This window comes from Rhizobium sp. 05N430, from assembly GCF_056396985.1.
This window is the reverse complement of record NZ_JBFTMO010000003.1, coordinates 85,342-98,952: the sequence shown is the minus strand read 5'-3', so window position 1 is coordinate 98,952 and position 13,611 is coordinate 85,342. Positions and strand designations below refer to the sequence as shown.

Genomic DNA, 13,611 nt, shown 5'->3' with positions numbered 1-13,611 from the left:
GGCGCCCGCCTGGCGTGTTTTTATGCCGTTCATCTGCAAGCGGGGGACTATGGCTGGCCTTTGTGCCGCACGGGGTTGCCCTCGGTAGCTTTCCCACTATTCTGGCCGCAACGAAAACAGGGAGGCCACCATATGATCCTGCATTGCGTATTCTTGCGGCTGAAGGCCGCGATGACGGCCGAGGAGAAGCAGACGCTGTTCGACTCGGTCGTGGCGCTGAAGCAGGTCATTCCCGGGATCATCGACATCCAGCACGGGCCGAACGTCTCGCCCGAAGGGCTGCATGGCGGCTTTGTCGATGGCTTTGCCGTGACATTCGAGAGCCCGGAGGCGCGCGATGCCTATCTCGTCCATCCGGAGCATGTGACGGTCGGCCAGCGCATCGTCGAATCCGTTGACGGCGGCCTTGGCGGCCTGCTGGTCTTTGATCTGAATATCTGAAAGGAAAGGCCGCGGATTGCTCCGCGGCCCAAGCTGCTCAGCTCGACTTTGCGATCGCCGCGGTGATCTGGTCGACATTGTAGCGGAACATCTTCTCGTAGGTCGGAGCCGGTCCCTTGGCGTCAGAGAGAGACTCGACATAGAGCTCGCCGCCCGGCTCTGCGCCGGTTGCCTTGGCCACCTGCTTGACGAGACGCGGATCGTTGGAGTTCTCGAAGAAATACGTCTTCACATGCTCGGTCTTGATCTGTTCGATCAGCTTGGCAACGTCGGCGGCCGACGCTTCTGTTTCGGTGGAGACGCCGAGCGGTGCCAGGAAGCTCACCTTGTATTCGCGGCCGAAATAGCCGAAGGCGTCGTGGCTGGTCAGCACCTTGCGCCGGTCTTCAGGCATCGCGTCGAACTTCGCATGCGCATAGCTGTCCAGCTCGTCCAGCGTCTTGGTGTAGCGCTCGGCGTTGGCCTTGAAGGCTGCGGCATCGGCAGGATCGGCATCCGACAGCGCCTTTTCGATGTTCTTTACCCAGATCTTCACGTTGACCGGGCTGTTCCACACATGCGGATCGGTCACGGTCTTACCGTCCTCTTCCATGGTGCGGGTGTCGATACCCTCGGATACAGTAACGGGCGTGCCCTTGTAGCCGGACGCGGTGATCAGCCGGTCCATCCAGCCTTCCAGGCCCTCGCCGCTGACGAAGGTGACCTGCGCTGCCTTCAGGTGCTTGGCATCGGCAGGCGAGGGTTCGAACTCATGGGGGTCGCCGTTCGGGCCGACCAGGCTGGTGACTGTGACATGATCGCCGCCGACCTGTTTGACGACGTCGGCAAGCACAGTGAAGGAGGCAACGGTCTTCAGCGTTTCCGCCGAGGCCGGCATCGCCGAAGCGGCAATCAGCGCGGGCAATGCGGCAGACAGAAGCAGGATTTTGGATCTCATGATGGTCTCCTTGGTTCAGCCCTTGAGATGCGGGCGGGGAAAATAGCGCCGGGCAAGGCCGGACGGTGCGAAGAAGATCGAAAGCGCGTAGAAGCCCGCCGCCGTCATGATGATCGTCGGCCCGGAGGCGAGTTCGAGATGGTAGGAGGCGACAAGGCCGAGATAGCCGGATGCCGTGGCGCTGACCGCGGCAATGGTCATCATCCGGGGCAGGCTGCGCGACCAGAGCTGCGCGATCGCCGCCGGCAGCATCATCAGCCCGACTGCCATCAGCGTGCCGAGTGCCTGGAAGCTTGCAACGAGATTGAGCACCACAAGCAGCAGAAACAGGAAGTGATAGAGCAAGCCGCGCCCGCCGACGGCGCGCAGATAGCCGGGATCGAAACACTCGGCGACCAGTGGCCGGTAGATGATCGCAAGTGCCAGAAGCGTCACCGACGTGATCGCACCGATCTGCGTCAGGGCAGGGGTGTCTATCGCCAGGATCGTGCCGAACAGCACATGCAGCAGGTCGATATTCGAGCCGCGCAGCGAGACGATGAGGACGCCGAGCGCCAGCGAAATCAGGTAGAAGCTCGCAAAACTGGCATCCTCCTGCAGCACCGTCACGCGGCTGACGACGCCTGAAAGCAGCGCCACCGAAAGCCCGGCGACGAGCCCGCCGATTCCCATCGCCGTCAGCGACAGGGACCCCGCAACGAGATAGCCGATCGCCGCCCCCGGCAGCACCGCATGGCTCATCGCATCGCCGACAAGGCTCATGCGCCGGAGCATCAGGAACACGCCGATCGGCCCGGAGCCAAGCCCGAGGCAGAGGCAGGCGACCAGCGCACGGCGCATGAAACCGTAATCGGCGAAAGGCGCCAGAAAGATATCGTAGGCGGTCATGCGGCGGGCTCGCAGATCGCGGCGTCTTCGTCCCAGCGCTCGGCCATCGCCCGCGCCGTCATCAGATTCGCCGCCGACATCACCTCCGCCGTCGGCCCCCAGCCGATCAGCTCGCGGGCAATCAGCATTGTCTCGGGGAAATGTGCCCGGACCTGCTCGAAATCGTGCAGCACCGCGATCACCGTCCGCCCATCGCCATGCCAGCGCGCCACGATGTCGAGAAGGTCGCGGGTGGTGCGCGCGTCGATCGCCGTGAAAGGTTCGTCGAGCAGGATAACCTTGGCGTCCTGCAGCAGCAGCCGGGCAAACAGCACGCGCTGGAACTGCCCTGCCGACAGCGCGCCGATATGCCGGTTCTCGAAACCTTCGAGCCCGACGGCTGACAGCGCCTCGAGCGCCTTCTGCAGCTCGTTCGCGGCCACCCGTCCGAAGGCCCCGGCCCGCCGCCAGGCGCCCAGCATCACGGTATCCAGAACCGAGATCGGAAAGCGCCGGTTGATATCGGCAGCCTGCGGCAGATAGCCGAAGTCGAGCCGTGCCAGCCGGTGACGAATCTGCCCCGCCGCCGGCCTGATCTCGCCGATGAGCGCCTTCAGCAACGTCGATTTACCTGCCCCATTTGGCCCGGCAATCGCCGTCAGGCTGCCCTCGCGAAGGCTGCCGGACACATGATGCACCGCCGGATGCCGGTCGTAGCTGACTGTCAGGTTATCGAGCTCGATGAGAACGGCACTCACGGCAGGATCACCGCCCAATGGATCGCCAGCCACAGCGCAGCGATCATCAACAACACGAAACCGGCACGCACGGCAGCGGATTGCTGGAGCAGGTTGGGAAAGGGGCGGGGCATCGAAGCGCTTTCTAAAATGTAATAACATAACAGTTATGTTATAACGAATATGGCAAAAGCACGGCGGATGCAAGTGGGAGGGTGCGGCGCCAACGACTTTCTATTAGCCTGTCAGAAAGGGAGCTTCGCCATGAAGGTATCGATCGAAAAGCAGTGGGAAGATTTCGTCGAGAGATTGGTCGCCGAGGGACGCTACCACTCAGCTGGACAGGTCGTCAGCGCAGGATTGAGCCTCGTCGCTCAGAGGGAAGCGAAGCTGAACAAGCTGCGCGATGTCATCGAGGCTTCCATCGCAGCAGGTGGAGACATCGGCGACGAAGAGCTAGGTGTTGCGTTGGAAACTCGGATCGCCGACCTGAGGGCTCAAGGGTAACTCCTTCATTCCTGTGCTCGTCACAGGAATCCAGTCGCCGCGCGTCTGCGCGGCGGGAAGAGTCTTTTCAGCCCAAAGACTTGGGCTGGCTGGATCTCTGTGACAAGCACAGAGATGAGGGAAGAACTGTGCCAGCGGCCCCCTCATCCCCGGTGCAACGAGTTGCACCTGAAACCTTCGGGCCACCTTCTCCCAGAGTGGGAGAAGGGAAGGAGGGGCCGCTGCTCGTGCCGAAATCCCCTCTCCCCTCGGGGAGAGGGCGGGGTGAGGGGGACTCCACGCGCATCTGCCGACTACGTGTCCAGCACCGAGTCCAGAAAGAAAGCGGTGGAACCGGCCCGCCGCCAACTGAAATAGCTTACAGCTGCTCGATCATCGCAGCCGCGCCCGAGACCGTCGCCTGGCCGGGGTTTTCCTCGACGTTCAGCGACTTCACGACGCCATCCTCGACAAGCATCGAATAGCGCTTCGAGCGTACGCCGAGGCCGCCAGCCGAGAGGTCGGCTTCCAGGCCGAGTGCCTTGGTGAAACCCGCATCCCAGTCTGCAAGGAAGTGGATCTTGCCGAGGCCGCCGGATTGCTGCGCCCAGGCGCCCATCACGTGCCAGTCGTTGACGGCGACCACGGCGATATCGTCGACGCCCTTGCCGAGAATCGTATCGCGGTTTTCGAGATAGCCCGGCAGATGGTTCAGCGAGCAGGTGGGGGTGAAGGCGCCGGGAACGGCGAAGAGCACGACCCGCTTGCCCTTGAACAGCTGTTCGGTCGAGGTCTCGGCCGGGCCGTCCGATGTCTTTTCCTTGAAGGTGGCGGCCGGAAGGCTGTCGCCGATTGCGATGGTCATGAAACTCTCCTCGTTCGGATGATCAAGCGGCACAGGCCGCAGGCTGGCGGCGACTATAAAAGCCGCTCATTCAAAGGCAAGCGGTGTCTCCATGGCGCGATCGCCGTCGACGACGAGCGCACTCCAGCGCTTGCCCGAAATGCTGTAGTTCTTCGGCAGCTTGCCGATCGCCACGGAGGTCGAGAAGGTCTTGCCGTCGCGCTTGCTCATCAGTTGCTTGGTGAAGACATAGCCGCTTGGCCCGGTAACGATCACCGCCGGCGCCGTGTCGCCGCCGCCGGGCAGCGCGATGTCGAGCCAGAGTTCCTTCATGTCGGGCGAAAGCCTATGCGACACCACCTTGAAATCCGCGGATGCTGCTTCCGGCAGCGATGCCTCCGCCGTCTTCAGCAACGCTTCCTCCTCCGGCCGCGATTGCTTCGCACTCGACAGCGGCAGCGAAAACGCCGCCTGGAAGGGCACGCAAAGATCCTTGCAGATGCCGATGAAGGCTGTCGCCTTGATTTCCGCGGCTTGGTCTTCCGCCTTGAATGTCAGCGGCAGGATGACGGGCGCGTCATAGGCGATGTCGTCCACCTTGCCGTCATTGATATGCTTCGGCACCGGATAGCGCACCCCCGTCAGCGTCATAACGCTTCCGGGCGCGACGCTGATCTGCGGTGGAATGCCGCTGTTTCCGGGCTCCCGCCAATAGGTGATCCAGCCGGCTTTCGGCTCGATCTGCAGGCCGCCATGAACCGTTCCATCACGCTCCGGCGGCAGCGCGATCAGCCGCATGCGGCCGCCTTCGTTGTCGACCCAGGGGCTCATCTCCGCCCAGGCGGTGCCTGCCAGGCAGCCTGAGGCTGCGGCATAAAGACAGAGGAGCCGGGCGCTGCCGGATGCGAAAGAAATAATCGTCATGGAACAAAGGTTTATCGAAAACTGCACCAGCCTGCCACAAGGACAGCAGGTCTATTTCTTCATTTTCGGTTGATTGATTTGTGACATTGCCCCATGTTTCCACTGTCGGGGCCTTTTCACCGGTCTGGCAGCAGGAGGAATTATGTCCTTATCGACGCTGAAGAACAGACGGGAACGTGGCTTTTTCGACGGGCAGTTCCTCATTGCCATGCCTGGCATGGAAGACAGGAATTTTGCGCGCACGGTTGTCTATATCTGCGCCCATTCCGACGCCGGAGCCATGGGTTTCGTCATCAACAGGCCGCAGAGCCTGACATTTACTGATGTGCTGCTGCATCTCGACATGATCAAGGACAGCGATTCCATCGTGCTGCCCGATTTCGCGCGCGATTTCCCGATCCAGACCGGCGGACCGGTCGAGAGCGGCAGAGGGTTCGTTCTGCATTCCGACGATTATCTGAGCGATTCCAGCATCCCGGTCAGTGACGACATCTGCCTGACGGCAACGCTCGATATCGTTCGCGCCATCTCCAAGGGTGGCGGTCCGAAGCGGGCGACGATGCTGCTCGGCTATTCCTCCTGGGGCGCCGGACAGCTCGAAAGCGAAGTCGGAAATAATGGCTGGCTGACCTGCGCCGCGAACGAGACGCTGATCTTCGATCGCGGCCTCGATGACAAATATGAACGTGCTCTTGCGGGCATGGGTGTGACGGCGGCGATGCTTTCCGCAGATGCCGGCCACGCCTGAATTTCTTCGGAACGAAATCTGACAGGCGACGTTTCCTCTCCGCAAACCCGGGCAAACCTGCCCGGTGCGATTTAGGAGGCATCTCACATGGGTAGCACCAGCGACAAGATTTCCGGCAAGACCAACGAAATTGCAGGCAAGGCCAAGCAGGCGATCGGCAAGGCCACCGACGATCACAGCCTGCAGGCCAAGGGCGCCGTGCAGGAAGGCAAGGGCAAAGCCCAGGTCGCCGCAGGCAAGGCCAAGGACAAGCTGAAGGGCGCCGTCGATCGGCTCTGATCCTTCAACGATTTCAATGACAATGCCTGTTGCGCCTCCGCGCGGCAGGCATTTTTAGTCCGTCCGGTATGCTTGGGGTAGTGCCATGAGGCTTTTCGACTGCGACAATTGCGATCAGGTCGTCCATTTCGACAATCGCCAATGTGTTCGCTGCAATCACCGGCTGGGTTTCCTGCCCGGCGACATGACGATGCATGCGCTGGAGCCGCGTGACGAGACCGCCTGGCAGCTGGTGGCTCGGCCGGAGCGCATCGTCCGCTTCTGCGCCAATGCCGGCCTCGATATCTGCAACTGGCTTGTCGCATCCGACGATCAGAACCCGTTCTGCATCGCCTGCAGGCACAACCGGCTGGTACCGAACACCAACACCCAAGACGGCATCGACCGGTGGCGGCGCATCAGCCAGGCACAGCGCCACCTGTTCTATTCGCTGCTGCGTCTGAACCTGCCACATCCCGACCGCGAGCAGGATCCGCAGGGCGGCCTCGTCTTCGATTTCCTCGAAGATACGGTTCAGTTCGACGGCAATGTCGTTCCGGCGATGACCGGTCACGAGGAGGGGCTGATCGCCATCCGCGCCGCCGAGGCCGATGACGTGACGCGCGAACTCGCCCGCAGCGCCATGGACGAGAATTACCGGACGCTGCTCGGCCACTTCCGCCATGAGACCGGCCACTTCATCTGGAACAAGCTGCTGCGCGATCGCGGCGCCTTCGATACCTTCCGTGCCACCTTCGGCGACGAGCGTCAGGATTATAGTGCGGCGCTGCAGAACCACTATGCCAATGGCGCTCCTATCGGATGGCAGGAAAGCTATATCAGCGCTTACGCCGCCTCTCACCCATGGGAGGATTTCGCCGAGTGTTTTGCGCACTATCTCCACATCGTCGACACTCTGGAAACGGCGCGCGCCTTCGGCATCGCCATCGATCCGCGTGGTCATGAGGAAATGGCGGCGGAGGTGGACTTTCAGCCCTACCGTGCAAAGAGCGCCGGACAGCTGATCAGCGCCTGGATCCCGCTCAGCGTTGCCATCAATGCCATTCAGCGCAGCATGGGCCAGCCGGATGCCTATCCCTTCGTGCTGTCACCGCCGGTCGTTGCCAAGCTCGAATATCTCCACGCGCTCATCCAGAGCGCCACGGAAGCGTCGCAGCGCTTTGCCGCCTAGGCGGTTTTCAGCAACCCGCCGGTCAGCTGGCGGAAGGCATCGACGACATTGGCAAGCACAGTTTCCGGGTCATCCGCTGCGGCAATCCACAGGGCGGCATTGAGGGCGGCGCCGTTGACGAGCCGCGCCGCAGCCTCGGCATTCACGGGCTTCACCGTTCCGTCGTCGATCAGCGCCTGGATCGTCTGCGCGGTCGTGCGCAGGCAGGCATTCTGGTTTTCCCATTGCGAGGGATCGCCAAGAACGGCGGGGCCGTCGAGCAGCATGATGCGCTGGATCTCCGGCTCCAGCGACATCTCGATATAGGCGATGGACTCGGCCATGAACCCTTCCCAGGGAGTGGCCGCGGCGGCATGCGCCGCGCGCATCCGCACGAGGATGTCGGCATCCATCTGGTCGATCACCGCCTGCAGCAGGCCTTTCTTGTCACCGAAATTGTGATAGAGCGCGCCGCGCGTCAGCCCCGCTTCCGCGGTGAGATCATCCATCGACGATCCGGCGTAACCCTTTGCCGCGAAAGCCTTTCTGGCCGCCTGGATCAGCTTCGCCCGGGTCTCTTCCATCATTTCCGCACGGCGTTTTCCAGCCACGGCATTCTCCTCGAAATTGACATACGCCACGTATGCGTATTGACATACTAAATGTATGCCAAATATATAGACATACGGAGCGTATATCAATTGCGCCCCGCATTGTGAAGCGCGGGCCTCGCCGGAGAACACGGCAAATGGAACGGGCAGGCGATCGCGTCTGCCCGAGGGTCCGCTATTGTCATCAGGAGTGAACATGACCAAACGCGAAGCAATCTTCCCGGTCGGCCGCCACGCGCTCTACGCCGAACACCGCTACTCCGCAGCGATCCGCTCCGGTGATCTGCTGTTCGTCTCGGGGCAGGTGGGCAGCCGTGCCGACGGCTCGCCGGAGCCCGACTTCGCCCGCCAGGTAGAACTGGCCTTCGAAAACCTGAAGGCCGTCCTGAAGGCTGCGGGCGCGACGCTCGATGACGTCATCGACGTCACGACTTTCCACACCGACCCGCAAAATCAGTTCGAAACGATCATGGCGGTGCGCAACCGCATCATCGGCGAGGCGCCATATCCAAACTGGACTGCCGTCGGCGTCAACTGGCTGGCGGGCTTCGATTTTGAGATCAAGGTGATCGCAAGGGTTCCGCAGGCAGCCTGAGCAGGGGCCCCAAAGCAAGAGACCCGGCATTGTGCCGGGTCTCTCATTTCACATCGATGCGGACAGGCTCAGAAATCCCGCTCCAGCCGGACGAAGCCTTCGACATAATGCGAGTCGTCGGTGCCCGGGAAATCGTGATTTTCAGCCACATAGGTCGCAGCCGTATGCAGTGTCAGGTCGTCGACGATCTTGTAGTCGAACGTCACGCCGCCGCGCCACATGCTGCCATTGTGATATTCGTCGTCGGCCTCACGGATCCTGCCGCTATACTGCGCCTCCGGCGTTATGGTGAACTTGTCGTTGATCTTCAGCGCATATTGCGCGATCACCGACCATTCGCTGGCCTGGTAGTAGGTATTCGGGCCGCTCGAATAGATGCCGGCAAGCTCGAACAGACCGGGGCCGATTTCTGCTCCCATGCGGGCTGTGACGGAACCGTCCTGCATGGCCGCGTCATAGCCGCCATAGACCTGCCAGGTGAACCCGCCAGCCTTGCCGCCGACCATGGCGTCTATGCCGAGACCTCTCTCGGCTCCGTCGAAGTCCGCAGGGAGTTCATCCAGCGACAGGCCGGCATTGAAGCTGTCGCTGTCATATTCGTAGCGGATCGCATTCCATTTGGTGTCGTTACCGGTCATCAGATCGGATTCGCCGGAGAAGTCGTTATCCCACCAGCTTGCGAAACGGCCGGCGCGGACACCGGCAAGCTCCAGATAGGCCTCGTCGATGATCGTGTTATCGGTGCCATAGGCGGCGGCATTCGACCAGCCGACAAACTCGGTGGTACGCGTGGCGGGACCGCCGCCGCCATAATAGTTGGATTCGAGAACGATGCGGCTCGTCAGCGGGCCGTTTTCGGTGTCGCTCTTGGCATCGACGCTCACATGGGCGCGGGTGTGGCTTTCCCAGTCCTCGCCACCAGCGCCACCCGGCCCGTTGTTCTCATAACGGTCCCCAAAGCCGTAGCCGACTTCGAAGCGCAGATAGCCGCCGATCTTCAGGCAGGTCTCGGTGCCTGGAATGTAGAAGTAGCCTGTTCCGTACGCGTCGCAGACGCGGACATATTCCACGGATTCCGGCTCGGCGGCGACGATGGCGTCGGCAGCCTGAGCGCCGGAAACTGCTGCAAATGCAGCAGCGGAGCCGAGAAGAAGGCTCTTTATGTTCATGCTGTGTCTCCGTTTTGCAGACCGGCACTGTGGCTGGCCCGTATGTGGCGCGAGGCGTGCGGTGCCGCGAGGGGGACGCCGGAGAGGGAACGCGCCGATTGGCAACGGAAACAGTAAGCTCGCGGAGAACGGGCTCGTCAATTATATGCTAAACGCATATGTATAAAAAATTGGCAAAGCGCCGCAAACGTGACGCCTTTGCCACATCGTCCTGTCACAATCTGCAATCGGAAGGATGGCCTGCGCGGGATCGGTTCCCGCATAGGCAATGGAGCGGCTTACGCCCGCTTCGTCAGCGGAAACCGTTCCTTCAAGAGCCGCAGCACCGATTCTGCCGGCATTGGCGGGCCGAAGAGGTAGCTTTGGCCGTAGCTGCAGCCCATCTTGGCAAGCTCGATGGCGTCCTCGTTGGACTCGATGCCTTCGGCGACGACCTTCATGTCCAGTTCGCGGGCCATGTTGATCACCGAGCGCAGGATGGTGGCCTTCTTGTCGGTATTGTCGCGCACCAGCGCCTTGTCGAGCTTGATGGTGTCGAAGGGGAAGCGCGTCAGGTAGGAGAGGGAGGAATAGCCTGTGCCGAAGTCGTCGAGTGCCAGGCCGAGGCCCGCCTCTTTCAGCTTCTGCAGCACCAGGCGCGCCTGTTCCGGGTTCTCCATCACCATCGATTCCGTCAGCTCCAGCTTCAGGCGCGAGGGTTCGCAATGGGTCTTGGCTAGCACCGAGCGCACGTCGTCATAAAGCTCGTTGTTGAGCAGTTGCACGCTGGAGAGATTGATCGACACGAAGATCGGCAATTCGCCGGTCTGGTTCTGCCAACCCATCAGGTCGTTGGTCGCCTGTTCCAGCGCAAACAGTCCAAGCGGGCCGATGATGTCGGAGGCTTCCGCGATCGGGATGAACTCGGATGGCGGGATATTGCCGCGCTTCGGGTGCTCCCAGCGCATCAGCGCCTCGAAACCGGCGATCTCGACATCCTCGAGCCGGGCGATCGGCTGATAGACCATCGACAGTTCCTTGCGCTCGATGGCGCGGCGCAGATCCGATTCCAGCTGCAGCCGGTCGGCCCCGAAATCGCGGAATGCCGGGCGGAAAGGCTCGACGCGATTGCCGCCGGCGCGCTTGGCGCGGTACATGGCAAGCTCGGCGTCGCTCAGCATGCTGGCTGCATTTTCCTGCTGGTCGACCCAGGAGGAAAGGCCGATCGACGCGGTCAGGACGATCTCGCGATTGGCAAAGTTGATCGGCACCATGATCGCCTTGCTGATCGCATCGGCAAAATCGGCGATCTTCGCCGGATCGCGTTCGGAGACCAGGATCAGGCCGAACTGGTCGCCCGCCAGACGCGCCAGCGTGTCCTGCGTCTTCAGGAGACGGCGCAGGCGCCGGGTCAGCGCAATCAGGATATTGTCGCCCGCGGCAACGCCGAGTGCATCGTTGACCAGCTTGTAGCGGTCGATATCGATCACCATCACCGTTGGGCGCAGCGTATCGCCCGAAGGGGCCAGCGCCAGCACCGATTGCAGGCGGTCGATGAACAGCTGGCGGTTCGGCAGGCCCGTCAGGTTGTCGTGCAGCGCGTCGTGCAGCAGCCGCTCGATGGAATTCTTCTGTTCCGTCACATCGACGATCGTGCCGACGCAGCGGATGATTTCGCCGTTGGAGCCGAGCACAGGGCGGGCGCGGATCAGCAGCCAGTGGAAATGCCCGTCCTCGGCGCGGATGCGGAATTCGTGGTTCAGGCGGCCGCGGCGATGCTCAAGCAGCACGTCGAGCGTGGCGCGGAAACGGTCGCGGTCGTCAGGATGCAGCCGCGGCAGCCAGTTGCGCGCCGCGCCATGCATCGTCCCCGGCGACAGGCCGAGCTTCACGGAAACATCGGGAATGGTGACGACGCGGTCGCGCGCCACGTCCCAGTCCCAGACCATATCGCCGGAGCCGGTCAGCGCCAGCGACTGGCGTTCGAGATCGGAAAACAAACCCTGCTGGAACGCGCCGCCCGCAAAGGCGTGCTGCATCACGGTAAAGCCGATGAGCAGCACAATCAGAACTAGGCCGCCGCCGAGCGCCGGCTGGATGATGTCGTTGTCGAGCCGTCCGGTGATCGTCAGCCACGCCCCGAATATCCACACAAGGATCAGCGCCCAGGCGGGTACGAGCAGGATGGCGCGGTCATAGCGGTTGAGCCCGAGATAGACGATCAGCACCAGACCCATCGTCGCCGTCAGCGCGAAGGAGAGCCGGGCGATACCGGCAGCGATCGACGGGTCGTAGATCGCCACGCCGAAGAGCAGCGCGAGGCCGAGCACCCAGGCGAGCGTGGCGTAGCCGAGATGCGTATGCCAGCGGTTGAGGTTCAGGTAGGTGAACAGGAAGATGACGAAACTCGAGGCCAGCGCCACTTCCGCGCAGGCGCGCCATATTCGCTGGTCGGCCGAGGCGATGCTGATCAGCTTGCCGAGGAAGCCGAAATCGACGCAGATATAGCCGAGTACCGCCCAGGCGAGTGCTGCCGTTGCCGGCAGCATCGAGGTTCCCTTGACAACGAACAGGATGGTCAGGAACACGGCGAGCAGACCGGCAATGCCGAGCACGATGCCGCGGTAGAGCGTGAAGGCGTTGATCGTGTCCTTGTAGGCGTCCGGTTCCCAGAGATAGATCTGCGGCAGGTCGGGGCTTGCAAGCTCGGCGACGAAGGTGATGACGGCGCCGGGGTTCAGCGTGATGCGGAAGACGTCGGCCTCGTCGCTCGGCTGCCGGTCGAGCGCGAAGCCCTCGCTCGGCGTGATCGCCATGATACGCTGCGAGCCGAGGTCAGGCCAGAAAAGCTTGGAATTCACCAGGCGGAAATGCGGGGCGACGATGACGCGCTCCAGCTGCTCTTCCGAAACGTTGGCGAGCGCGAAAACCGCCCAGTCGCCCTGGTGGTTGTCGGAGCTGGCACGTACCTCAATACGCCGCCGGATGCCGTCGGCACCGGCTGCTGTGGACACCTGGAAGGCTTCGCCCTGGTTGGCGTAAATCTCGGTGGTCTTGGTGAGGTCGAGCGCGGTGTCGTCGCGCGAGATCTTCACCGGTTCAGCCGCATGTGCGGTACCGGCGGCCAGCGCAAGCGCCGATAGGAAGAGAGCTGCGATCACCGCGATCAATCGGCCGGACGGTGATGTGTGCAGCATGCGGTTCGTGGTCATCGGCTGTCGGTTTTCCTGCCTGTATCCGTATCGGTGGCGATCAGTGAAAACATCACATGGTCATGCCACTGACCGTTGATTTTCAAGTATCCGCGCAGATAGCCTTCCCGCTGAAACCCGGCTTTCTCAAGCAGGCGAATGCTCCGTGCGTTGTCTGGAATACAGGCTGCTTCGATACGGTGCAACTCAAGCCCTGCGAAGATATAGGGTATAACCAACTGAAGTGCGGCGAACATATGGCCCTGACCGGCGTGTTTCTCGCCCATCCAGTAGCCGATCATGCAGCTCTGCGCCGCCCCGCGGCGGATATAGCCGATGGTGATGCCGCCGAGCAAATCCATGTTCGGTTTGGAAAACAGAAAGAGCGGGATCGCCTGTCCGGAAGCATATTCCTGCTTGCCGCGGATGACGCGGGCGCGAAAGGCGCCCTCCGTCAGTTCGTCACGCCGCCAGGTCGGCTCCCAGGGTTCCAGGAACTTGCGGCTTTCCGAGCGCAGCTTGTGCCACTGGTTGAAATCCTGATAGCGCGGCAGCCGCAACGCATAGCGGCTGTTCTCCAGCTCGACTGCTTCCGGCTGCCGCGACAGGAACCGAAATACCGATTTGGGCATCGATCACTCCCGGCGGGCTGA

Annotated in this window: 15 protein-coding genes; 6 read left to right on the top strand and 9 right to left on the bottom strand. The window is 62.1% G+C overall.

Annotated elements, in window-relative coordinates; genetic code table 11:
* Window positions 1-132: 132 nt before the first annotated feature.
* Window positions 133-441: a Dabb family protein gene (locus AC1DJO_RS07920; protein WP_112518169.1), complete on the top strand. Its 309-nt coding sequence runs from the start codon at window positions 133-135 to the stop codon at window positions 439-441.
* Window positions 442-478: 37 nt separating this feature from the next.
* Here the strand turns inward: AC1DJO_RS07920 and AC1DJO_RS07915 are convergent, their stop codons facing one another.
* The 3 genes from AC1DJO_RS07915 to AC1DJO_RS07905 are packed head-to-tail and all read right to left on the bottom strand — an operon-like array spanning window position 479 to window position 3,003.
* The gene (locus AC1DJO_RS07915; protein ID WP_477969730.1) at window positions 479-1,378 is read right to left on the bottom strand and encodes a metal ABC transporter solute-binding protein, Zn/Mn family; all 900 of its coding nucleotides are present in this window, start codon (window positions 1,376-1,378) and stop codon (window positions 479-481) included.
* 15 nt (window positions 1,379-1,393) lie between these two features.
* On the bottom strand, window positions 1,394-2,266 hold the full coding sequence (locus AC1DJO_RS07910; protein ID WP_112386439.1) for a metal ABC transporter permease: 873 nt from the start codon (window positions 2,264-2,266) through the stop codon (window positions 1,394-1,396).
* Window positions 2,263-3,003 carry a metal ABC transporter ATP-binding protein gene (locus AC1DJO_RS07905; protein WP_477969728.1) on the bottom strand — a complete coding sequence of 247 codons (741 nt, stop codon included), beginning with the start codon at window positions 3,001-3,003 and terminating at the stop codon, window positions 2,263-2,265. The genes AC1DJO_RS07910 and AC1DJO_RS07905 overlap by 4 nt, the downstream gene beginning before the upstream one ends.
* 243 nt (window positions 3,004-3,246) lie before the next feature.
* Between AC1DJO_RS07905 and AC1DJO_RS07900 the strand changes: the two genes are divergently transcribed.
* Window positions 3,247-3,489 carry a type II toxin-antitoxin system ParD family antitoxin gene (locus AC1DJO_RS07900; protein ID WP_477969726.1) on the top strand — a complete coding sequence of 81 codons (243 nt, stop codon included), beginning with the start codon at window positions 3,247-3,249 and terminating at the stop codon, window positions 3,487-3,489.
* 358 nt (window positions 3,490-3,847) lie between these two features.
* Here AC1DJO_RS07900 and AC1DJO_RS07895 read toward each other — a convergent pair whose 3' ends face one another.
* Window positions 3,848-4,333 (bottom strand): redoxin family protein, encoded by a 486-nt coding sequence (locus AC1DJO_RS07895; protein WP_477969724.1) that lies wholly within the window; start codon window positions 4,331-4,333, stop codon window positions 3,848-3,850.
* A gap of 66 nt (window positions 4,334-4,399) precedes the next feature.
* Complete coding sequence (locus AC1DJO_RS07890; protein ID WP_477969722.1) at window positions 4,400-5,236, bottom strand: protein-disulfide reductase DsbD domain-containing protein; 837 nt, start codon at window positions 5,234-5,236, stop codon at window positions 4,400-4,402.
* Between the two features lie 142 nt (window positions 5,237-5,378).
* On the opposite strand from AC1DJO_RS07890, the gene AC1DJO_RS07885 reads away from it, so the two are divergent.
* The 3 genes from AC1DJO_RS07885 to AC1DJO_RS07875 all read left to right on the top strand — a co-directional run bounded on the left by AC1DJO_RS07885 (window position 5,379) and on the right by AC1DJO_RS07875 (window position 7,434).
* The gene (locus AC1DJO_RS07885; RefSeq protein ID WP_112386436.1) at window positions 5,379-5,984 is read left to right on the top strand and encodes a YqgE/AlgH family protein; all 606 of its coding nucleotides are present in this window, start codon (window positions 5,379-5,381) and stop codon (window positions 5,982-5,984) included.
* An 87-nt stretch (window positions 5,985-6,071) separates the two neighbouring features.
* Window positions 6,072-6,263 carry a CsbD family protein gene (locus tag AC1DJO_RS07880; protein ID WP_112386435.1) on the top strand — a complete coding sequence of 64 codons (192 nt, stop codon included), beginning with the start codon at window positions 6,072-6,074 and terminating at the stop codon, window positions 6,261-6,263.
* 85 nt (window positions 6,264-6,348) lie between these two features.
* Window positions 6,349-7,434 (top strand): zinc-binding metallopeptidase family protein, encoded by a 1,086-nt coding sequence (locus AC1DJO_RS07875; RefSeq protein WP_477969720.1) that lies wholly within the window; start codon window positions 6,349-6,351, stop codon window positions 7,432-7,434.
* On the opposite strand, the gene AC1DJO_RS07870 is transcribed toward AC1DJO_RS07875, so the two are convergent.
* A complete protein-coding gene (locus tag AC1DJO_RS07870; RefSeq protein ID WP_477969718.1) occupies window positions 7,431-8,024 on the bottom strand; it encodes a TetR/AcrR family transcriptional regulator in 594 nt (197 codons plus the stop codon). The two genes, AC1DJO_RS07875 and AC1DJO_RS07870, sit on opposite strands and share 4 nt — an antisense overlap.
* Window positions 8,025-8,220: 196 nt before the next feature.
* Between AC1DJO_RS07870 and AC1DJO_RS07865 the strand changes: the two genes are divergently transcribed.
* A complete protein-coding gene (locus tag AC1DJO_RS07865) occupies window positions 8,221-8,619 on the top strand; it encodes a RidA family protein (protein ID WP_477969716.1) in 399 nt (132 codons plus the stop codon).
* 68 nt (window positions 8,620-8,687) lie between these two features.
* Here AC1DJO_RS07865 and AC1DJO_RS07860 read toward each other — a convergent pair whose 3' ends face one another.
* The 3 genes from AC1DJO_RS07860 to AC1DJO_RS07850 all read right to left on the bottom strand — a co-directional run bounded on the left by AC1DJO_RS07860 (window position 8,688) and on the right by AC1DJO_RS07850 (window position 13,590).
* Window positions 8,688-9,788 carry a porin gene (locus tag AC1DJO_RS07860; protein ID WP_477969714.1) on the bottom strand — a complete coding sequence of 367 codons (1,101 nt, stop codon included), beginning with the start codon at window positions 9,786-9,788 and terminating at the stop codon, window positions 8,688-8,690.
* A gap of 278 nt (window positions 9,789-10,066) precedes the next feature.
* Window positions 10,067-12,979 carry an EAL domain-containing protein gene (locus tag AC1DJO_RS07855; protein WP_477969712.1) on the bottom strand — a complete coding sequence of 971 codons (2,913 nt, stop codon included), beginning with the start codon at window positions 12,977-12,979 and terminating at the stop codon, window positions 10,067-10,069.
* Window positions 12,976-13,590, bottom strand: a complete 615-nt coding sequence (locus AC1DJO_RS07850) for a GNAT family N-acetyltransferase (protein ID WP_477969710.1) — start codon at window positions 13,588-13,590, stop codon at window positions 12,976-12,978. Before AC1DJO_RS07850 ends, AC1DJO_RS07855 begins: the two co-directional genes overlap by 4 nt.
* Window positions 13,591-13,611 lie beyond the last annotated feature (21 nt).